19 protein-coding genes are annotated in these 22,326 nt (G+C 37.3%); 11 read left to right on the plus strand and 8 right to left on the minus strand.

Annotated features, from left to right (window positions below):
* Positions 1-23: 23 nt before the first annotated feature.
* From FEE95_RS07510 to panC, 4 genes are read right to left on the minus strand one after another with little or no spacing between them, the layout of a single operon-like run.
* Positions 24-1,166, minus strand: a complete 1,143-nt coding sequence (locus tag FEE95_RS07510; RefSeq protein WP_138657258.1) for an alpha/beta hydrolase — start codon at positions 1,164-1,166, stop codon at positions 24-26.
* Between the two features lie 25 nt (positions 1,167-1,191).
* Positions 1,192-2,157, minus strand: coding sequence for a lysylphosphatidylglycerol synthase transmembrane domain-containing protein (locus FEE95_RS07515; RefSeq protein ID WP_138657259.1), 966 nt, complete (start codon positions 2,155-2,157; stop codon positions 1,192-1,194).
* Position 2,158: 1 nt separating this feature from the next.
* The gene (panD, locus tag FEE95_RS07520; protein ID WP_138657260.1) at positions 2,159-2,509 is read right to left on the minus strand and encodes an aspartate 1-decarboxylase; all 351 of its coding nucleotides are present in this window, start codon (positions 2,507-2,509) and stop codon (positions 2,159-2,161) included.
* A gap of 23 nt (positions 2,510-2,532) precedes the next feature.
* Positions 2,533-3,378 (minus strand): pantoate--beta-alanine ligase, encoded by an 846-nt coding sequence (panC, locus tag FEE95_RS07525; RefSeq protein WP_138657261.1) that lies wholly within the window; start codon positions 3,376-3,378, stop codon positions 2,533-2,535.
* 114 nt (positions 3,379-3,492) lie between these two features.
* Between panC and FEE95_RS07530 the strand changes: the two genes are divergently transcribed.
* The 6 genes from FEE95_RS07530 to FEE95_RS07555 all read left to right on the plus strand — a co-directional run bounded on the left by FEE95_RS07530 (position 3,493) and on the right by FEE95_RS07555 (position 13,113).
* Positions 3,493-4,302 carry a glycogen/starch synthase gene (locus tag FEE95_RS07530; RefSeq protein ID WP_138657262.1) on the plus strand — a complete coding sequence of 270 codons (810 nt, stop codon included), beginning with the start codon at positions 3,493-3,495 and terminating at the stop codon, positions 4,300-4,302.
* Positions 4,303-4,307: 5 nt separating this feature from the next.
* Positions 4,308-6,125, plus strand: a complete 1,818-nt coding sequence (locus FEE95_RS07535; protein WP_138657263.1) for a DUF4270 domain-containing protein — start codon at positions 4,308-4,310, stop codon at positions 6,123-6,125.
* 189 nt (positions 6,126-6,314) lie between these two features.
* The gene (glmS, locus tag FEE95_RS07540) at positions 6,315-8,162 is read left to right on the plus strand and encodes a glutamine--fructose-6-phosphate transaminase (isomerizing) (RefSeq protein WP_138657264.1); all 1,848 of its coding nucleotides are present in this window, start codon (positions 6,315-6,317) and stop codon (positions 8,160-8,162) included.
* 209 nt (positions 8,163-8,371) lie between these two features.
* Positions 8,372-11,134, plus strand: a complete 2,763-nt coding sequence (locus FEE95_RS07545; protein ID WP_138657265.1) for a TonB-dependent receptor — start codon at positions 8,372-8,374, stop codon at positions 11,132-11,134.
* Positions 11,135-11,314: 180 nt separating this feature from the next.
* Entirely contained in the window at positions 11,315-12,823 is a 1,509-nt protein-coding gene (gene atpD / locus FEE95_RS07550) for a F0F1 ATP synthase subunit beta (protein WP_138657266.1), read from the plus strand.
* An 11-nt stretch (positions 12,824-12,834) separates the two neighbouring features.
* Positions 12,835-13,113, plus strand: coding sequence for a F0F1 ATP synthase subunit delta/epsilon (locus tag FEE95_RS07555; protein ID WP_138657267.1), 279 nt, complete (start codon positions 12,835-12,837; stop codon positions 13,111-13,113).
* A gap of 80 nt (positions 13,114-13,193) precedes the next feature.
* Here the strand turns inward: FEE95_RS07555 and FEE95_RS07560 are convergent, their stop codons facing one another.
* Positions 13,194-13,730 carry a GNAT family N-acetyltransferase gene (locus FEE95_RS07560; RefSeq protein WP_138657268.1) on the minus strand — a complete coding sequence of 179 codons (537 nt, stop codon included), beginning with the start codon at positions 13,728-13,730 and terminating at the stop codon, positions 13,194-13,196.
* On the minus strand, positions 13,731-15,533 hold the full coding sequence (locus FEE95_RS07565) for a M61 family metallopeptidase (RefSeq protein ID WP_138657269.1): 1,803 nt from the start codon (positions 15,531-15,533) through the stop codon (positions 13,731-13,733). It abuts the gene before it with no gap.
* Between the two features lie 165 nt (positions 15,534-15,698).
* Here FEE95_RS07565 and FEE95_RS07570 point away from each other — a divergent pair, with 165 nt between their 5' ends.
* Genes FEE95_RS07570 through bioD form a run of 3 tightly spaced genes read left to right on the plus strand, consistent with a single transcriptional unit; the run spans position 15,699 to position 17,869 of the window.
* A complete protein-coding gene (locus FEE95_RS07570) occupies positions 15,699-16,862 on the plus strand; it encodes an aminotransferase class I/II-fold pyridoxal phosphate-dependent enzyme (RefSeq protein ID WP_138657270.1) in 1,164 nt (387 codons plus the stop codon).
* A gap of 4 nt (positions 16,863-16,866) precedes the next feature.
* Positions 16,867-17,250, plus strand: a complete 384-nt coding sequence (locus tag FEE95_RS07575; protein ID WP_138657271.1) for a putative signal transducing protein — start codon at positions 16,867-16,869, stop codon at positions 17,248-17,250.
* Between the two features lies 1 nt (position 17,251).
* Positions 17,252-17,869, plus strand: coding sequence for a dethiobiotin synthase (gene bioD, locus FEE95_RS07580; protein WP_138657272.1), 618 nt, complete (start codon positions 17,252-17,254; stop codon positions 17,867-17,869).
* Here the strand turns inward: bioD and FEE95_RS07585 are convergent.
* Positions 17,861-19,348 (minus strand): ArnT family glycosyltransferase, encoded by a 1,488-nt coding sequence (locus FEE95_RS07585; RefSeq protein WP_138657273.1) that lies wholly within the window; start codon positions 19,346-19,348, stop codon positions 17,861-17,863. The two genes, bioD and FEE95_RS07585, sit on opposite strands and share 9 nt — an antisense overlap.
* A gap of 13 nt (positions 19,349-19,361) precedes the next feature.
* Here FEE95_RS07585 and bioA point away from each other — a divergent pair, with 13 nt between their 5' ends.
* Both bioA and FEE95_RS07595 read left to right on the plus strand, forming a co-directional pair.
* Entirely contained in the window at positions 19,362-20,687 is a 1,326-nt protein-coding gene (bioA, locus tag FEE95_RS07590; protein WP_138657274.1) for an adenosylmethionine--8-amino-7-oxononanoate transaminase, read from the plus strand.
* Between the two features lie 40 nt (positions 20,688-20,727).
* Positions 20,728-21,879, plus strand: coding sequence for a hypothetical protein (locus FEE95_RS07595; RefSeq protein WP_138657275.1), 1,152 nt, complete (start codon positions 20,728-20,730; stop codon positions 21,877-21,879).
* On the opposite strand, the gene FEE95_RS07600 is transcribed toward FEE95_RS07595, so the two are convergent.
* Positions 21,876-22,310, minus strand: a complete 435-nt coding sequence (locus tag FEE95_RS07600) for a cytochrome c oxidase assembly factor Coa1 family protein (RefSeq protein WP_171036997.1) — start codon at positions 22,308-22,310, stop codon at positions 21,876-21,878. The two genes, FEE95_RS07595 and FEE95_RS07600, sit on opposite strands and share 4 nt — an antisense overlap.
* Positions 22,311-22,326: the final 16 nt, after the last annotated feature.

The following is a 22,326-nucleotide window of genomic DNA, read 5'->3' on the forward strand; positions in this document are numbered from 1 at the left end:
AAAGGCGAGAACTTTAAGTTTCCTTAAAAACCGAAATCAGCTTTTAAAGCATCGATTTTTTCCAAAGCCATTTCTTTGGTCAAGAAATCAATCTCATCCATAATGAAAGCTTTTTCAAAAGTTTTAAGTGCTTTTTTAGGTTCTCCAGCTTGTTCGTAATATTCCCCCTCAAAATAAAAGCCTAGCATAGTACCGGGAAATTCTAACTTACACATATCAGAAAGTGGCTTTAAAGATTCGAAGTCTTCTTTTTTGCGACTTGCTGCGTAGATTGCCATTATGTCGTTAAGGTCTACAGTTTTTGTGAATCCGAATAAATCTTCTATGGTTTTATATTTGGTAGTCAAATACTGCATTACGGGTTCTTCGGAGGTCAGGATTTGAGTTTTATATTCTTTCGGACTAATTGGCTTAAAAATTCCGAAGATATTATCAAAGGATTTACCTATTCCATACGTAGAAATCGAGATATGATCAGCATCAGCGTATTCGTCAAAAAAGTAGTGCAACGATTCTTTATCGATGGCTTCAATAGCCTTATTCATTTCTTTGATTCTAGGTGTATCCCTAGTTTTCTCTTCTTCCAAAATTAATTGGTAGAAAATCTGTTTATCAAAAGCACCCAAACGAGATGGAACTCTTGTTTCCATTTGAGGAGCCAAAGTAGGAGAAATACTTACATAAGCATTGAAGAGCGAGTTTTCCTTGAAAAGCCAATAGTTTTGGAAGTTTGCCGTAATGTCATAACCTACAATCATTTTAAATGGGGCAGTGTTATAAGTTAGGTCTAAATATGGAATTAGTTCCATTCCTAAAAATTCAAAAAACTTTTTCCCCTTTTCACTTGGCAAACCATTTTCTTCATCCCATGCACAATCATCTAATCGGATACTATTCTCACTTTGATTTATTCCAACAACAATCATTTCGGGCATACCATGAAATCTGCTATATACCTTTGATGTTGCTACTACTTGATCAAATAAATATTCCCCATCAAGAACTATGATTAAGGGATGTTTCTTCTCTTCATCATAATTTTCCGGAATATAGTATTGTACTTCTCTGCGCTCTTGTAATTTAAAAGACTCAAAAATTTCTTGCGTTACTTGAGCTCCTAAGTTAATGCACAAAAAAAGTGTGAAAATGGTAAATGAAAGTTTCATGGTGTTTTGGCTTGGATAGCTGTCGCTATCGGTTTCGATTTAATAACGGTAATAAGAGAAAAGATATTGCCCCAAAAACCACTACCATAAGGGTTTGCGCTATCCACATAATCCAACCAAATCCCTGGGCAGCTTCAAAGTTAATTCCATAAACCTGCAAGGCCGTACCAACGAATATCGGATAAGCAAGAAACCCCCCGTTGGTTGTTGTCATGGCGATGGCTCCACCTACAAATGCCAAAAGCATGGGACCCAGATCTACTTCAGTCATTTCTGGTACTGTATATTTTATAACATAAAACATGGCGATATAAGCGAACCAGATATAAAGGGTATGAAATAGAAATGCCCCTTTTCGCTTCATCTTAAAAATACTGGTAATACCTGCAAGCATGTTGTTTAAGAACGTCTTTATTTTTTCAGCAAAAGGATGAGATGATTTTTTTATAACCTGAATTGAAATCACTAATCCGACAACGCCTGCAATCAAAATACCAAGACCTGCATATATGCCAAAACCAGCTTCATTTAGAAAACCCAGAATTAGGTCCGCTTGAAAAAGCACTGAAATAAAAATTATCAATAATAGCATAATTACGTCTACAATTCGTTCCGTAACTATGGTGCCAAAACCTATTTCAAAAGGAACATTTTCATAGGTGGCTAACTCAGTGGGGCGCAAGAATTCACCGGAACGAGGAATGCCTAAATTTGACAAATAGGTTGTGAAAATCATCATGCTGTTATTCAATATAGATGGCGTATAGCCTAATGGCTCTAATAGATAGTTCCATCTAATGGCTCTTGAAACATGACTTGAAACTCCAATCAAAACAGAAAGGCTCACCCAATAAGGATTTGCATCCTTAATATAGTTCCAAATCATACTACGTTGATCTGAGGTTGTAGAATAGTAGAGATACCAAAGCAAAAAAACTCCCAATAGAATTGGGAGTAAAATTTTTAAGGCTTTTTTGGCCGAATTGCTCATTTTAGTTGAGCAGATTATTCTCCTCGTTTGGGAAAACTAATGAGGGATTGAATGTTTTGGCTTTTTCAATATCCATGCGAGCATAGGTGATTAATATCAAAATATCGCCCACGGCAACTCTTCGAGATGCAGCACCGTTTAAAGTGATTTCACCGCTTCCACGGGGCCCGGGAATAGCGTAGGTTTCAAGACGTTCACCGTTATTATTATTGACGATTTGCACCTTTTCACCTTGAATTATATTAGCGGCATCCATCAAGTCCTCGTCAATGGTAATACTGCCTATGTAATTTAGGTCCGCTCCGGTAACTTTTACGCGATGTATTTTAGATTTTACAACTTCAATTTGCATGAGGCAAAGTTAATTAATTGTGTTCAGTTAAGCGCTATGTTGTCGATGAGTCGTATGTCTTCCGTGTAAACCGCAACAAAAGCCCTGTATTTTCTGTTTTTCTGTTTTTTCTGTATGGGTGTGAGGGTATCTACATCGGTGATTGCGATATATTCCAAATCTAAATCAGGATGTTTGAGAAATTCACTTTCTACCCATTCCAAAACATCTTTAGCACTTTCTATGCCAAATTTATTTTTGGCAGTAGTTAAAGTTTTATAAATAAATGAAGCTTCTTTGCGCATTTTAGATGAGAGTCTCTCATTTCGAGAACTCATGGCAAGACCACTTGGTTCTCTAACAATTGGGCAACCAATAATTTCTACATCAATGTTCTCTACTGCGACTAATTTTTTAATAATCTGTAATTGCTGAAAGTCTTTTTCACCGAAATACGCCTTATCAGGTTTAACCAAAATGAGTAAGGCTTCTACTATGGTACCTACTCCGTTGAAGTGATCATCTCGAAATTCGCCCTCCATGACTTTGTCCAATCCCTCAAAATCATACACTTTGGTTTTTACCTTATCTGCATAAATTTCTTCAACATTTGGGGCGAATACACAAATTTTATCTGACACCTCCTTTAAAAGAGCAATGTCAGCTTGAAGGGTTTGTGGATACTTCTCCAAATCTTCCTTATTGTTAAATTGGGTGGGGTTGACAAAAATGCTAACAATAACATTTTCATTTTGAGATATAGCCTCCTTGACTAAGGTCATATGCCCTTGATGTAGGGCTCCCATGGTTGGTACCAAACCTAAACCTTTGGTTTTTCTAAATGACGAAAGAAGTGATGCTAGCTCTTTTTTTGTTCGTACTAGTACCATGTAATTGATTTAAAAGCGAGCAAACTTACTATAAATAAGGCTAATCTACATAATTTTTGTAATTTTGCAGCTGCGCTCAGATTTTGAGAGGACACTAAATCAAACACAGCTTTTATGAACGGTAAAAAGATATTATTTGTATCTTCAGAATTAGTCCCTTACTTGCCAGAGAATGAAGTTTCCCTAATGTCGTATGAGACCCCTCGTATGGTCAACAGCAAAGGAGGTCAAATACGAATCTTTATGCCTCGCTACGGCAATATCAACGAGCGTAGACATCAGCTTCATGAGGTAATTCGTTTATCGGGGATGAACCTTGTAATCAATGATATGGATATGCCATTGATTATCAAAGTAGCTTCCATTCCGCGCGAGCGAATTCAGGTTTATTTTATAGATAATGACGAATATTTTAAAAGAAAGTCAACCTTCACAGATGAAAATGGAAATTTGTACGCTGATAATGACCAACGTGCTATTTTCTTTGCCAAAGGCGTTGTAGAAACGGTCAAAAAGTTGAATTGGTCACCTGATATTATTCATGTTCATGGATGGTTAGCTTCACTTCTTCCATTATATCTTAAAAAGTTCTATGCGGATGAACCCCTTTTTGGAGATAGCAAGATTGTTACATCGGTATACGGAAAAGCTTTTGATGGTGAGCTTGATAAAGACATGGTCAATAAAATAGCATTTGATGGTGTTGAAGAAGAGAGTATAGCTCCTCTTGTAAACCCCAACTATAATAATTTGTTAAAAGTAGCGGTAGATTTTTCAGATGCAGTTATTTTAGCCTCAGAAGAAATTCCTGAAGATTTAAAAAACCATATTTCCAGCCTAGAAAAACCAGTGTTGCCTTATGTTTCTTTGCAAGAATTTGAAGAAGCCTATTCTAATTTTTATGACACCGAAGTTTTAAAATAATCTAAATGAACTTATTGAATCGATTTAAACTTCCTGCAATAGCGGGAATTTTACTTGTTGTGGGCTTTATGTCATCTTGTGAGCAAGAATTAACATCCATAGGTGAAGGGGTTATAGGTGGTGAGCCTTTTATTACCAACAAACGTGTATATAATGTTTTTGCCTTCAATAAGAAGATAGAGGCCGTACAAACGAATCAACTTCCTGTTTATCAACTGGGAGTCTTTAATGATCCCGTTTATGGTAAAACTGAAGCCAGTATTACTTCTCAGGTTCAGTTAAGTGTTTATAATCCGACTTTTGGGGATTTATCAGCCTCTAATGAGCTGAGTAATGCCTTTGACGAAAAAGAAAGAATTGACAGTATCTTTATCTATATACCATATCAGAACAATCAGACAGATACCGATAATGATGGAGTTGTCGATGCATTAGATTCAGATCCTGATGATGCTACAAATGATGATGATGGAGACACGGTGCCCAATAATGAAGAAGCAGCTAACAATACAGACCCATTAAACCCTGACACAGACGGAGATGGTATAAATGATAATGTTGATGATTCTACTTTAGGAGATCGTTTTGCAAAACGTTTTAGACTAGACAGTATTTACGGTGACCGCACAAGGCCTTTTAATTTTAAAGTTGAACGTTCTACGTTTTTTCTAAGAGATTTAGACCCGAACTCAAATTTTCAAGAATCACAAGAATATTTTTCTTCACAAGAGTTTTCACCTGCTTTTACACAAGGAACATTGGTTGATACGGTAATAACAATTAATGATTATGAGATTCTAAATACAGTGCAGGAAGATGATCCTGACACCGAAGATGTTGATGAAAAAGGAACCATTACGAGTAGAGAAAGTCCAGGTATTTATGTTAGGCTGAATAGAGATGGGAAGGAGTTTTTTCAACAAAGTATTCTTGATAAAGAGGGAGGTACGGAGTTATTGAGCGCATCAAATTTTAAAGAATTTTTAAGGGGAATACACATTTCTGTAATGCCAGAAATGAATCAGGAGCTAATGTTTCTAATGGATATTACAGACGCTAAAATTATTATGTACTATTCACATGATAAGGATAATGATGGAGTTACTGAGGTCGTACAAAAAACACTTGAGATGAGATTAATTACTCAAGTAGGAACCAATCCTATTGTTGGGAATGCAGTGAACACATTTATTAATGCAGACTATCCGGTTGATATAACAAGTACCATGGATTCAGGAGAAGACACCGATAGAGTATATCTTAAGGGAGGTGCTGGCTCATATGCGGAGATAAAACTTTTTGACGAAATTGATAGTGAAGCGGAGATATTAATTAATGAAATCAAAGCCAATAATTGGATAATTAATGAGGCGAATTTGGTCTTTAATATCGACACGGATGCGCTTCCGATGAACGCAATTGAGCCCCCTAGGTTGTATCTTTACAACGCGGAAACCAATGCGCCTTTATATAATGTTTTTACTGAAGATAACGCAGCAAATACACCATTGGGGGTCTATCTTAATTATGATGGCCTTTTAGAAGAAGATGGTGGTCGCGGAATCAGGTATACTGTGAAAATAACAGAATATCTCAATGATATTATTGTACGAGATTCTACGAACGCTACACTTGGCCTCGCGATTACGGCTGATATAAGATTGGAGGGAGCGAACAATGTTATGCTATCAGGAAATATTGAAAAAGAACTTCCAGCGGCTTCAATTTTGAGTCCATTAGGTACAGTTCTCTTTGGAAGTGATTTACCTGAAGGAGATGCTAACAAATTGAAACTTGAAATATCTTATACTGAAACGAACTGATTCCTAGCTTTAGCCGACATTTTGAAACAGTTTATCTAGGAATCCAATCCAGTTACATGAAAATTCAGTGACGGATTATACCACTTATAGATATTTTACGTTCTACACCTATACTAGTGGATTAACATTAAAAGTGTGATTAAATTTGCACTATAATTACGAATATACCCCAATAAAAAACTAAAACTTATGTGCGGAATTGTAGGATATATTGGCCATAGAGATGCCTATCCGATAATTGTTAAGGGACTTCAACGACTTGAATATAGAGGTTATGATAGTGCAGGTGTTGCCATTTTTGATGGTAACGAAATAAACCTTGCGAAAACCAAGGGTAAGGTCGAGGACCTAAAAAAGAAGGCTGAAAGTTCTATTTCGGTTGGAGGAAACCTCGGAATAGGCCATACTAGATGGGCAACTCATGGTGTGCCCAATGATGTAAATTCGCACCCGCATTATTCTAACTCCGGCAATCTGGTTATTATTCATAATGGAATTATTGAAAATTATGAATCAGTAAAAAAGGAGTTGACCAAAAGGGGATATATATTCCATTCTGATACTGATACAGAAGTTCTTGTTAATCTAATTGAGGAAGTTCAAAAAACAGAAGATGTAAAGCTTGGAAAGGCCGTTCAAATTGCCCTAAACCAGGTAGTGGGCGCCTATGCAATAGCGGTTTTCGATAAAAGAAAACCTGATGAAATTGTTGTTGCTAAGTTAGGTAGTCCTTTAGCGATAGGTGTTGGAGAAAATGAGTTTTTCATTGCTTCTGATGCTTCTCCATTTATAGAATTCACAAATAATGCAGTTTACTTGGAGGATGAAGAAATGGCAATCATCCGTTTAGGAAAAGAAATCAAGCTTCGTAAGATAAAAGATGATGCAATAGCTTATCCAAATATTCTAGAGCTTCAAATGAATTTGGAGGAAATAGAAAAAGGAGGTTATGATCACTTTATGCTTAAGGAAATCTATGAGCAACCAAGAGCAATATTAGATACTTATAGAGGTAGATTAAGAGTTGATCAAGGTATAGTGAAGATGGCTGGAATTGATGAGCACCTTGAAAAATTCATAAATGCGGATCGCATCATAATCGTGGCTTGTGGTACTTCTTGGCATGCAGGTTTGGTAGCTGAATATATTTTTGAAGATTTAGCGCGTATACCGGTTGAAGTAGAATATGCATCGGAATTTAGATATCGAAATCCAGTAATAACAAACAAGGATGTTTTAATTGCTATTTCACAATCTGGTGAAACGGCTGATACATTAGCCGCAATAAAATTGGCTAAAGAAAACGGAGCTTTTGTTTTCGGAGTTTGTAATGTAGTTGGTTCTTCTATTGCACGTGAAACACATGCTGGGGCCTACACACATGCAGGACCAGAAATCGGGGTAGCTTCTACAAAAGCGTTTACCACCCAGATAACCGTATTGACATTGATTGCCTTAAAGCTTGCAAAAGAGAAGGGTAAATTTTCAGAATCGAAATTCCATGAATATTTAACGGAATTGGAGACAATTCCCGGAAAAGTGGAGAAGGCACTTGAGTCGAACCCATTAATTGAAATTATCTCTGAAGTTTATAAGGACTCTACAAATTGTTTGTATTTAGGTAGGGGATATAATTTCCCAGTCGCTCTTGAGGGCGCTTTGAAATTAAAGGAAATCAGTTACATTCATGCGGAAGGATATCCGGCTGCTGAAATGAAGCACGGCCCCATTGCCCTAATCGATGAGCAAATGCCTGTTTTTGTAATTGCGACTAAAAAAGGACATTATGAAAAGGTAGTAAGTAACATTCAGGAAATCAAATCTCGTAAGGGAAAAATCATCGCAATTGTCACGGAAGGTGATGAACAGGTTACCGAATTAGCAGATCACGTTATTGAAGTTCCCGAAACTTTAGAGAGCCTTACACCGTTATTGACAACGATACCTTTGCAATTGTTATCCTATCACATTGCGGTAATGCGAGGATGTAATGTAGATCAACCAAGAAATTTGGCAAAATCGGTTACAGTAGAATAGCAACAACTTCTTGAAATTAATTTTAAGGCCTTGGAAACGCTCCAAGGCCTTGTTTTTTGGCGATATTTAGTGAATCTTTAAAATTGAGAGGGGCATTTTGCTAAAAAAGTACTATGCATGCATAATTTTTTTCATTTTATGATTATCGATTTAAAAAAATCGGTATCTTGCCGGTGACTAAGTAACTAACTTAACTTAATAAACACAGAATGAAAAAAATACTGTTTTTAGCGTTGCTGTTAAGCGGATTTATTGGGATTTCGCAAACCACAGTAAACGGAAAAGTTGTTGACCAGAACAATGAACCCATCCCCGGAGCGAATGTTGTGATTGTAGGAAAAGCAATCGGTACTACTGCTGATTTTGATGGTTTGTTTAACCTGGAAACTTCTGAAGTGCCCCCCTTTCAGTTAAAAATAACAAGCGTAGGTTATTCAGAGGCTACTGAAAATGTAACAGAAAATAACCAAACCTTTACAGTTGTGCTGAATGAGGCACAGACCTTTTTAGATGAGGTTGTTATTTCTGCTTCTAGAACACCAGAACGTATATTTGAATCTCCTGTTTCGGTTGAACGTTTTGGGCTAAAGGAAATTAAGAATACATCTTCTGCTTCTTTTTACAGTGGTCTAGAAAATCTAAAGGGAGTAGATATCAACAAAGCTAGTTTAACTTTTCAATCATTGAATACAAGAGGTTTTGCAACTTTTGCCAACACTAGGTTCTTACAGTTAATTGATGGTATGGACAACTCTGCGCCAGGATTAAACTTTGTTCTTGGAAACTTGGTGGGTATGAACGAACTCGAAGTACAAAGCGTAGAGATTTTACCGGGTGCATCTTCAGCCCTTTATGGTGCAGGTGCCTTCAATGGCCTACTTTACATGAATAGTAAAAACCCTTTTGATTTCCAAGGTATTAGTACTTATTTAAGAGGAGGTGTTACCTCTCAAGAAGCTGCTGGCTCAAATCAATATTATGATATTGGCATTCGAGCTGCACATGCTTTTAGTGATAAGTTTGCAGTGAAGGCAAATTTTTCAATCTTAAAGGGTGAAGATTGGCATGCTGTGGATAGGGGAGATTTTGACAATCCAACCTTTACACGAGCAGACCCAAGCTATGATGGTTTAAATGTATATGGTGATGAGGTAGGCATTGTTTTAAATTTTGATACTCCCCTGAACCTTGCCCCAGGCACTCTTGGTTCGGCCTTTGTGTCAAGAACTGGTTATGATGAGTCTGATTTGACAACCTATGATGCCGAAAGTGTAAAATTTGATGGTTCTATTCATTACAGACCTTTTGCAAATGATTTTGAGATTGTATATAATGGTAGAGTAGGTAGGGGAAATACGATTTATCCTGGCGCTAACCGTTATGCAATCACCAATTTTATTATGCAACAGCATAAGTTAGAGTTTAGAAACGATAACTTCTTTTTAAGAGGTTATATTACAACGGAAAACTCGGGTGACTCCTATGATACTCGATTTGCTGCGATTAATGTAAACAGAGCATGGAAAGGAGACGTACAATGGTTTACTGAATATACAGGAGCTTACATTGGATCTCGATTAGGCAATACAGCTTTGCCAGGTATAACAACGCGTTTGGATGATACTGCTGCACATGCATATGCTCGCCAAGCTGCTGATTCAGGTAGGTTGGTTCCAGGTACGCCTGGGTTCGAATCTGCTTTTAATCAAGTTATCTCTGATGGAGACTTAGCCACTGGTGCTAAGTTTATCGATAATACGAAATTACGCCATGTAGATGCGAATTACAATTTTACCCATCTTACGAAAGATATCGCTGAAATTCAGGTGGGAGGGTCTTTTAGGGAATATGTTTTAAACTCTGGTGGAACAATTTTCACGGATTTTGACAAACCTATTACATATGGAGAATACGGCGCGTATCTCCAGGTTCAAAAGAAATTAGTGGATGACCGTTTGAAACTAACAGGTTCAGTACGTTATGATAAGAATGAGTTTTTTGATGGCTTCTTTTCACCGAGGTTGTCAGCTGTTTTCACCGCAGGTGAAAAAAGAAATCAGAATTTTAGAGCATCTATTCAGAGAGGTTTTAGAAACCCAACAACACAAGATTTATTTATTGGTTTGGATGCGGGAGCTGCTATTCTAGTTGGTTCAGCTCCAAACAACTTAGATAGAGATGTGAGAACCTTTGATATTTCAGCGGAAGGTCAGGCATTGACTGGACTGCAAACAAGTACTATTGTTGGCAGGGCAGCCTATGAGGGTGGTTATTCTCTAAGTTCAGTTTTAGCCGGAGCCCCTACAGCTGCAGATGTTCCTATTGTAAAACCGGAGGAAATCACAGCCTATGAATTAGGATATCGAGCCCAGTTCGGAAAAGTGGCCATAGATTTAAGTGCTTATTACAATGCCTATACTGATTTCTTGTCCATCCAAAGAGTACTAGTGCCTCTTTATGGTGAGGTAGGTGATGGAGGATTATCTTTACTGGCACTTCAAAATGGTGATAGAAAAGTATATCAGGCATATACAAATTCTCCGGCCGATATTGGTGCTTATGGAGGTACTCTAGGTATAGATGCTAAGATTTTCGGAAATTTCGATATTGGAGCAAATTACACTTATGCAGAAATTGACTTCAATCAAGCTGCTTTCCCTGATTTTCAAACGCAATTCAATACACCTAGACATAAGGTCAAAGCTTCTTTTGGAAATACAGAGTTATTCAAAAATTTTGGGTTCAATGTGAATTATAGATGGAGTGATGATTATGAATGGCAATCTACCTTCCAAAACGGCCCAATCCCCTCTTTTAGCGTCTTAGATGCACAATTGAATTATAGTGTGCCAAGCATCAAATCAGTATTTAAACTTGGAGGGTCTAACCTTTTAGGGGAAGAGTATTTCACTGCTGTCGGTACTGGTCTTATTGGTTCGATGTATTACCTGTCATGGACAATAAATAATTAAAAAATTAGGATTTAAATAAAATTCAAAGGCGTCCAATTAGGGCGCCTTTTTTTATGCTAAAAAAGAACGAAAAGTAGTTTTCAATTTAAGAGTAATACCATATCTTTGCAGCCTGAAAATCAGCCTTGTTTAGGGTTGTTTTTCACTAAATAGTAATCCTAATACATAAATACGATAGTAATGTCAAAAGTTACAGGTAAAGTTTCTCAGATTATCGGGCCGGTTGTTGATGTTGAATTTCAATCAGGTGATGAGCTTCCAAAAATCTATGATTCGCTAGAAATAGCAAAACAAGATGGTTCAAAACTAGTTTTAGAGGTACAATCACACGTTGGTGAGAACACCGTAAGAACTATCTCTATGGATTCTACGGATGGATTGAGCAGGGGAACAGATGTTGTAGCTACGGGAGCTGCAATTCAAATGCCAGTTGGCGATGATGTTTACGGACGTTTATTTAATGTAATTGGAGATGCAATTGATGGATTAGGAGATTTGCCTAAAGCTGGTAAAGATGGACTTCCAATTCACCGAGATGCGCCAAAATTCGAAGACCTTACCACTACTACCGAAGTATTGTTCACAGGTATCAAAGTAATTGATTTGATTGAGCCTTATGCAAAAGGTGGTAAAATTGGTTTATTCGGTGGAGCAGGTGTTGGTAAGACCGTATTGATTCAAGAGTTGATTAACAATATTGCGAAAGGTCACGGTGGACTTTCTGTATTCGCAGGAGTAGGGGAAAGAACACGTGAAGGAAACGATTTACTTCGTGAGATGTTAGAGTCTGGTATTATTAAATACGGAGACGATTTCTTGCACTCCATGGAAGATGGTGGATGGGATTTATCCAAAGTAGATAAGAAGGCCATGAAAGATTCAAAAGCAACTTTCGTTTTTGGTCAGATGAACGAACCTCCTGGAGCACGTGCTCGTGTGGCACTTTCAGGATTGACGATAGCGGAATACTTCCGTGATGGAGCGGGAGAAGGGCAAGGTAAAGATGTACTTTTTTTCGTAGATAACATTTTCCGTTTTACACAAGCAGGTTCAGAGGTATCGGCACTTTTAGGTCGTATGCCATCTGCGGTAGGGTATCAACCAACTTTGGCAACAGAGATGGGTGCCATGCAAGAGCGTATTACATCAACAAAAAGAGGTTCTATTACATCGGTACAAGCAGTTTATGTACCTGCGGATGATTTAACGGATCCAGCACCAGCGACAACCTTTGCTCACTTGGACGCAACCACGGTATTGTCTCGTAAGATTGCGGAGCTTGGTATTTACCCAGCGGTAGATCCATTAGATTCGACCTCTCGAATCTTAACTGCTGATATTTTAGGAAACGATCACTACAACTGTGCGCAACGAGTAAAAGAGTTGTTGCAACGTTATAAAGAGCTTCAAGATATTATTGCCATCCTTGGAATGGAAGAATTATCTGAAGAGGATAAACTAGCGGTAGGTCGAGCAAGACGTGTACAACGTTTCTTATCGCAACCTTTCCACGTTGCGGAGCAGTTTACAGGTATACCAGGAGTATTGGTGGATATCAAGGAAACCATTAAAGGTTTTAACATGATTATGGATGGTGAGTTAGACCACCTACCAGAATCTGCTTTTAACTTGAAAGGAACTATAGAAGAAGCTATCGAGGCTGGAGAAAAAATGCTTGCTGAAGCTTAATACCCATAAAGATGTATTTAGAAATAGTATCACCAGAGGCCACATTGTTCGCAGGAGAAGTAACTTCGGTAACCGTCCCAGGAATTAATGGTGAGTTTCAAATGTTATCAGATCACGCACCAATTGTTTCCTTACTTCAAGAAGGTAACGTTCAGATTGACGGAAACGTTTCTATTGATGAAGCTTATGAAAGTAAGTTTTCTACGGATGCTAATGGGAAGACCATTTTGCCTATCTCAAGTGGGACTATTGAAATGAAAGATAATAAGGTGATTGTGTTGGCGGATTGAATAGCTGAGGCAATTGAATAGAATTAAAAGAGCCATACAATTTGTATGGCTCTTTTAATTTTTAATCAATCCCTTGATTACTATTTCCAATCCCAACTAATCAGCTCCCAAGAAATGCCATCGGTAACTTGCGTTTTAAGCACTTTAAACCCTATGCTTTTGTGTGCTTCTAAAGAACGTTTGTTTTCTGTTGCCACTTCGGTAAGTAAACAATCGAATTCATCTTGTAGCTCTTCTTTGTAGAAAGTATACATTCCCCTAAAAATGCCACGTTTGCGATATGCTTTAGAAATACATATTTGGCCCATGGCTAAAAAATGTTTGTCACCAAGCAATTCTTCAGCGGTTTCAAACATAGCTGATAGAACTGATATCTCATCTCTAAACTCTTTTAACATTACCAGGGCATAGCCGACAACTTTGTTGGCATCTTTGGCAATGACATGCGCACAAGCATCATTCATTTGCTTTAGAACCCCAAAGGAATGCGATACGGTAACAAAGCCTTCGTTTTGTTTTTCAATAGATGATACGACATCTAAAGCGTTTTTTTTCTGTAGTGCTAAAATTTGGAGCAGTTCACCTTCACATGATACTCGAGAAAAGGTAACTTCCATTTAGTCTACTTTAAGCCAACTTTTTCTTTTTGATAGTACTTCCTTTGAAGGAATAATGCCCTCCTTTTCTGAAAGTAATATTTTGTATGACGGATTAGGTTCTAGAGTTACTACAGTTGTTTTTTCAACGTCAAACCGTATATAATTAAAGGAAAGCGTGTCACCAACTGCATACTGTTTGATTACGTCATCAAACTTTTGGCCTTCTTCAAATTCCTTGTTATTGATTGCAGTTATGACATCTCCTTTCGCTAATCCAGCTTTGTATGCCGGACTCCCTATTTTCACGTTTCGTTGAATATTTCCTTTAGAATCATGGACTTTAACACTTGCCCCAAAATATGGATTTTCCTTATATTGCCGTAAAGCAACACCAACAGAACCCAGTAAAGTTTCGTAGTCTGGCATTCCGCTTTTATAAATGAAACTGTTGAAAAAGCTATCTCCAAAAGATTTCCCAGCAAAGGCATTAAGTGTTTTATGGAGGTCTTCTATTGTGTACGGCACTTCATTTTTACCGTATATTTCCCAAACGAGTTTCATGTAATCATCAAGGTTGAGTCCTTTTACCCTAAGTGATAGATCAAGTGCCAATCCTAAAACACTCCCGTATGAGTAATACGATATAAAAGTATTTTCTCGATTAACCGGATCAACCGAAGTTGAGGCATCAACGAAAGGCGCTTGATAACTCATTTCAATAGGATTGAAAAACTGTCTTGCAGGAGAATTCCAAACGTAGTTAAATGTTCCAGTTAGTCCTTCTACGTATTTTTCGGGAGTAATGAGTCCTGCTCTACAGAGAATAAGATTGGTATAGTAACTAGTAAATCCTTCTGCAAACCAAAGCTCTCCGCTCATATTAGCTTCTTCAAAATCAAAAGGTTTTAAGGACTTTGGACGTATACGCTCTACATTCCATGCATGAAAGAATTCATGGGATACGGTACCAATATTCCGTTCCATCCCTCCATCTGCTAAGCTTCTAGTGCTAGTTAAAATGGTAGAGTTCCGGTGCTCCATTCCATCTCCTGAAGCATTTGGAATGTAGCAGGCTAAAAAAGTATATTTTTCATAATCGAAAACGGGAAGTTCTCCATATACTTCTTTTTCAGCTAAGACTACTTTTTTCACTTTATCAAAGTATTCATCCGTTTCTTGCTCTGTTCCCTTGTGATGTAATACCAATTGAATGGTCTGGTTATTATCTTTGGAACCAACTTGAAATTCGCGTAGTTGAAAATTGCTCAATTCTGTTGGGGAATCCATAAAATAGGATAGGTTAGGAGCGCTATAGGTTGTTCCTGACACCAAGTGAAGTTGTGTGGCTACTTTCCAATTCAAGTCTTCACGGGGCTTGAAATTCACTTCAACAGGTCGATTACTTAGAGTTGGCGCGTACATAAACGTAGCAGGAATGTTCAAGTGCGCATGGGTCTCGTCAATCTGCGAATAGGTACCATCACCGCGATTGGCAAATAGAGTGTAATTCAAATGAATTGTTCCATTGTGGCCCGTTATACTCCACTCATAGGGGTTAGGACGTGTAATTTTCAATTTTTTTCCTGTACCATCGGTAGCTCTTATTGCATATATATTCTTGGCAAACTCATGAAGTGCATAACGACCAGGGGAGGTTCTACTCATTCGGACCAACAGGGTGTCTTCTATAATTTCAGGAAAGGTAACCTTAATTTCTGCTTCATGGTGTACAGCATTTTCAAAGAAAATCTCATAACTATTTGTTTGAGAAAACCCGATTAGTGAGAGGTAAAAGAAAAGAATTAAAAAGGATGTTTTCATTGTTGAAATACTTTGTCAACGAAGATACCAATTCTACCTATTTTAATAGCATGGGGTAGAAGACCTCGACAAGAATGAAAATCGATTGTTCTTAACCTAGTCAAATGGACCACTTTGTATGGATGATTACTTCCCTTTTTTCTTTGGATGCCTTACCTTTAACCCATGCCAAATTTCCCAAAAAAACTACAGCAAAAACTTGTAGAACGAGAGCATTCAAAAGCATTAAGGAGCTTACCTTTCCCAACAAATTTGGTTGATTTTTCGAGCAACGATTATCTGGGTTTTGCAAAAAACGAAACCATTTATGCGGATACATTTCAGTATTTATTAAAAACTGAAATAACCCAGAATGGAGCCACAGGCTCGAGGCTATTAACCGGAAATCATAAGCTGTATCGGGAACTAGAGGAGCTGATAACCGAATTTCATAATGTCGAAAGGGCATTGGTTTTTAACTCTGGTTATGATGCCAATATTGGCTTTTTTAGTGCCGTTCCACAGCGGGGTGATGTGGTTTTTTATGATGAATATATTCATGCCAGCATTCGTGATGGTATAAAAATGGGAAATGCCAGAAACTACAAGTTCAAGCACAATGATATAGAGGATCTAAAATCAAAAATAGAGCTATCAGTTCGAGCGGAGTCTAGAACGTCGGACACTGATATTTATGTCGTGACTGAGTCGGTTTTTTCAATGGACGGTGATTCCCCAGACTTAAAAAGCCTGGCCAAATTCTGTGCTAAGCAAAATATACATCTAATTGTTGATGAGGCACATGCTATGGGAGTTCTGGGTAAAAATGGAAAGGGCTTAGTGCAAGATTTAAAAATCGAAAAACAAATTTTTGCGCGTATTATTACTTTTGGCAAAGCCTTGGGATGTCATGGTGCTGCTATTTTAGGTGAGAAATCACTAATTGACTATTTGGTGAATTTTGCCCGAAGTTTTATTTATACTACCGGACTACCGCCACATAATGTGGCATCGATATTGAGTGCCTATCGGTACTGGAATGCCGCCATTGGCGAAGAGGAAATTCAACAACTACTTAGGAACATACAACACTTTAAGTCAAAACTTTTAAAATTAGGTCTTTCTTCGTTTTTTACACCAAGCGATTCGGCGATACAGTGTTGTTTGATTTCAGGAAATGAGAAGGTAAAATCCATTTCTAAGAAATTATATGACAAAAGTTTTGAGATAAAGGCTATTTTATCACCAACAGTTCCTGAAGGACAAGAACGTCTTCGATTTTGTCTACATAGTTATAATTCCGAAGAAGAAATTGGGTTGGCACTTCAGTTGTTGAAAAGGTATCTTTGAATTCATGGAAGAAAAATTTTATCAGATAAGTTCTTTTGAGTATGCGGCAGATGTTCAAATTATCAAAAGCAAATTGGAATCTGAAGGTATTCCTGTTTTCCTACGTGATGAAAACACCTTAAACGCTGACCCTTTAATTAGTAATGCTATTGGAGGTGTTAAACTACAAGTATATTCAAAAGACAAAGACAGAGCAATTGAAATTTACAATGAAATAAGGGCCTATGCCCTAGACGAAGATGGAAACCCTGTCATTTGCCCTAACTGTAGGGCAGCAAAATCGGAAGCTTATTACGAACGAAAAAGCCTATTTCATAAACTTTTTCCCTTTTTAGAACCTAGAAAATACAAATGTTTACATTGTGGAATCATAACAAAACCTGAATAAGATGCAGCAAATTTTCATAACCGGAATATCTACAGAAGTTGGAAAGACAATTGCTTCGGCAATTATAACGGAATCGCTTGAAGCCGATTACTGGAAACCAATTCAAGCAGGTGATTTAGACAATTCGGACAGCCATAAAGTGGCTGATTTAATTACCAATTCAAAGAGCAAAATCCACCAGAGCAGTTACGAACTTCAAACTCCTATGAGTCCTCATGCAGCAGCGGATATTGATGGTATTCGTATAGATACTCAAAAAATAGTTGCTCCCTTAACCGAAAATCATTTGGTTATTGAAGGAGCAGGAGGCTTGCTGGTTCCCCTGAATGAAGATGATACTATTCTAGATATTATAATGCCTAATTATAAAGTAATCGTCGTTTCAAGACACTATTTAGGGAGTATAAATCATACCTTATTAACCGTAAATTGGTTGAAACAAAAAGGCTATGATGTGTCTCTATTATTTAGTGGAGATGAACATCCGACTACCGAACAAATCATACTTCATAAAACAGGAGTTCCTTTAATAGGAAGAATTGACGAAGAGGCAATTTTTAATAAGGTCGTGATTCAAAAATATGCGGAGAAGTTTCGAGGTAGCTTACTATCACTCTAAACGCCTATATATTTCTGCTTCATCGACTGTTGTCAAGAGCTGATAGTGCTTTTCGATAAAGGTATCGATATAGGCATTGGGTTCAGTCTGTTTTGCATCAAAAACCAGCCTGTCTTTTCGTCTAACTAGGGTATTTGGTTTCAAGTCTTCCATGATAAATCGAAGTTCTTCCATCGGAGTCTTTCGTGGATTGTCGTAGGCGGCAAACATCTCTGGTTTGCATATATTGCTTGGGTGGGTAGCAGCTTTCGTTGGTGGTTTTTCATTCAATACCCAATACCCGATATGATATTCAAGAAATAGGATGTTGTGTGTGTCAATTTTGTTTTTTAGAAGATATTGGGGAACGGTAATTCCTTCCCCATTAGGAAAGCTTCCTCTTTCGATTTTATGTTTTACAATTCGATAATATTCCAAATAGCTTTCCGCGGGAATTATTAGTAATAACAATAGAAAACCTTTGGATATTTTAAGTTTCGAAGTAGCAAAAAGCCTGCTAAAGACAATCCCTACTAAAACAACCAGAATAGGATAAAGTTGAATCAAATAATGGCTATTGATTCTTCCTCCTTTGTAGAAAGCGTACAATATCCCTAGAATGGCAATCAATAGTAATCGCACAGATGAATTTTTAAAATCCAGATAGTTTTTCTTCCATGCGAAAAAGAAGAAAGCACCAATTAAAATAAAGGTTGGCATTAAATTCAAGATAGAATTCTGACTTGCGCCGGCATAATCTAACGGTGCAATGACCACCGATTTCCACCAGAGCTCCTGAATTCCAGAAAGGTAATACGGTAACCAGGTAAGCAGTACAATACCAATAATCCCTAATCCATAGGCTGTAGCGCCAACGATTCCATTTTTATATTTCTTCTCTCTAATAAAAAAGTAGATTAAATAAATTCCAACGAATAGAAGGGTGTAGGCCATATTCAACTTGACCATTATCGAAATACCCATTAATACTCCAGCTAGCCCTAACCAATGCCACTCCTTTTTCGTCATCATTATATAAATAGCAGGTACCAAAAACACCATACAAATATGCTCTGACATTACACCCTGTATACTGCCGAACATACTTTGAAATGCGACACAAATTATCCCAACCCAGAAAGCTGTTTTTTTTGCAGCTAGATTTTCTGTTATTCGATATGAAAAAAAAGCGGTCAATGCTACGATGACAACGCCTGCTAAACGAATGGCTATAAAGCTCTTTCCAAATAGGTAGATAATAACCGCAAAGAAGAGAAAGGCAATAGGTGGTTTTAAATCCCATAACTCTGTGTAAGGTAGGTTTCCATCAACCCAAGATTGCGCCATTAAAATAAATGTACTTTCATCGCGGTCGATATAGTCTCTAAAGAAAAAAGGAAGGCGGACAAAGAGAGATATTGCGAATAAAATGCCGAAAACTGTTCTAAGTTTTAGGTCATTGTATTTGGGAATAAGTTTGTCTAAAAGCCGATTGAGCATACTTTGATTTAGGATGAATTCCTCATCTTTGCAAGATAAAGAAATCCGTTGTTCAATTAATTCTTCTGCCTTGAAAAATCTTTCTGAAAGAGATAAAAAGCACTTGTGGCATCCGCTGACACAGCACAAATTGAATCCTGAAATGTTGCCTATTGTAAAGGCCAAAGGAGCTGTTTTATATGATGAAGATGGCAATCAGTATATAGATGGAATCGCATCATGGTACACCGCCATGTATGGGCATTGCAATCCTGTTATTTCGGATGCTATAACAAAACAAATGAAAGAGCTGGACTTTGTGATGTTCAGTGGTTTTACCCATCGCCCGGCCATAGAACTTTCCGAACAATTAATTGCCATTTTACCAGATAATCAAGAAAAGATTTTCTTTAATGATAACGGGTCTACAGCCATTGAGGCTGGTATTAAAATGGCATTGCAGTACTATTATAATCAAGGTGATAAAAGAGATACCTTGATTGCTTTTGAAGATGGATTTCATGGCGATACTTTTGGTGCTATGAGCGCTTCGGGACTTTCATCTTACAATGGACCATTTGAAGATTTTCTTTTGAAGGTGGAGCGTATTCCTGTTCCAAAAGACGATACCATTGATGAGGTGATTCAGCAATTGGAATCCATCCTAAAGAATAATTCATGCGCAGCCTTTGTTTTTGAACCTCTAGTACAAGGTGCTGCCGGTATGAAATTTCACTCAGCAAATGGACTCGATAGGCTGATAGAGAAGTGCAGGCAATACGATGTATTGACCATTGCTGATGAAATCATGACCAGCTTCGGGAAAACAGGAAAAGACTTTGCTTGCGATTATTTGGAGAACAAACCAGATATTATATGCCTCAGTAAGGCCTTAACTGCGGGAATGTTTCCATTGAGTATTACCAGTTGTTCCTTAGAAGTGTATAATGCTTTTTTAAGTGATGAGGTTTCAAAAGGTTTTTTTCATGCACATACGTTTAGTGCACATCCCATAGGTTGTGCGGCCGCTTTAGCGGGAATAGCACTTCTGAATTCCCCTGAAATTCTAGAACGACGCAATTATATTGAAAAGGCGCATCAAGACTTTGCTGCAGAAATCAAAAATCATAATTCGGTTCAAGAAGTCCGTTGTATGGGAGTAATTCTAGCCGTTGATTTAAAAGTGCAAACCGATAGATATGGTGCTCTAAGAGATAAATTGTACAAGTATTTTATGGAGCAAGGTGTAAATCTTCGTCCGCTTGGAAACACTGTGTATACTTTGCCACCTTATGTGATAACGGATGAGCAGTTAGAAAAGGTCTACAATTCGATAAAAAGTATATTAGAAATTATTTAGGTACGCTTTTTGTTCTACAAAGTAAAAACCACCACTCGTTATGGAAAAATTTTTACTTGTATCACTTGCACTTTTATGTAGTCTTGGATGTAAACTTGATAACTCTAAAGAAGATTTACGGATTTTTTTAAAGGAGCACGAGCCCGAAACGCAGATTTTCAAAATTAATTCAGATTCTACAGTTGAATTAACAGGAAAAAAGGGAACTGTTTTAAAAATTGACCCTGGTGTTCTACAACATCAAGATGGTAGTATTCCAAAGGGAGAACTTGAAATACATTTATTAGAATTGACCTCCACAGAAGATTTATTAAGAGCAAACGCTCAAACTGTTTCTGATGAAAAATGGTTAATATCCGGTGGTGCTTATAAAATTCAAATCTTTTCGGAAAATAAAGAATTGAAAATAGACGAAGGGGAAAGTATAGACGTGAGTTTTCCTAAGATCTCTTCTGAGGAAATGCAGCTATTTGAGGGAAATAGAGATGCTCAAGGAAATATGAATTGGGAAAAGTCAAAAGAAGTTTTGCAAAACCGAAAGTATCCTGTCTTGATTCAAAAGGACACTAGTTTCATGAGGTATAATATTACTTTTGCGATTGATATGCCTGTGGATTCAGTTATTTTGAAAACATTGGATAAAAAATTTACTGTAGGTGATTTTAAACAGAAATACCAAGGGATTGATTCTTTAGCAATAGTATCTGATACTATTAAAGCATTTAAGTTTGATTATATTTTATTTGAAACGGGAATAATTGATACCGCTTGGGTTAATAAACATCCAAAGTATCACCATATGTTAAGGTCAAAGGTTACAACCTTAGTTAATGATTTATATCAATCAATAAGTATTAATAAATTGGGTTGGATTAATGTAGACCGTTTTTATCCAGAAATTACGGATAGAGTTACGTTTGAATTGGTGTCTGATACTGAGCTGGATTTCGCCCAATTGTATGCTGCCAATAATGAAAATAATGCCTTACTTAATTTGTATTCAGATGAAAAAGGAAATATTTCTTTCGACGCCCCTCTAGGTAAGCGTTTTACTATTATCGCATTTGGAATAAAAGGAGAACAAATTTACGGGTATAAGAAAAGTGTATTAATTGAAAAGGGCGTGAAGCATCAAATCAAATATAGAAAAGCGGATAAGAATAAAATGGACGCTTATTTCAGGTTGGATTAAAACTCTTCTGATTCCTCCTCCAACAAATCAATACTCTCGTCATCAGTAATCTTTACACGAATGACATTATAGGTCCAATCGTCATCTTCGCCGGTAGCTTCAACGAACAAGGTACCTGAGCCATTTGGTCCTGAAATGGGAATTTTCATATCGGCTGATTTCTTACCATTGGTATAATTGTAACTCCCTTGAATCATGCCATCTTTTTCAATGGGAGAACCTAAAACACCAGTAATTTCTTCGTCTTGATTTATTTTCTCTAAAGCATATTCATAAGGTTGGGAACCCTCCAGGGCCGAAGTGACTCCCCAGAAAATTGAGCCGATAAATAGGACAAAAATTATGATTAGGCTCAGGCAGCCCGCTACCGGAACCACCCATTTCCAATTTCGTTTCCACCAACTGGGGTATTCTACCAATTCATTGTTCATGCTTTCTTGATTTTCT

This window comes from Maribacter algarum (ex Zhang et al. 2020) (genome assembly GCF_005885635.1).
GTDB classification, from domain to species: Bacteria; Bacteroidota; Bacteroidia; order Flavobacteriales; family Flavobacteriaceae; genus Maribacter_C; species Maribacter_C algarum.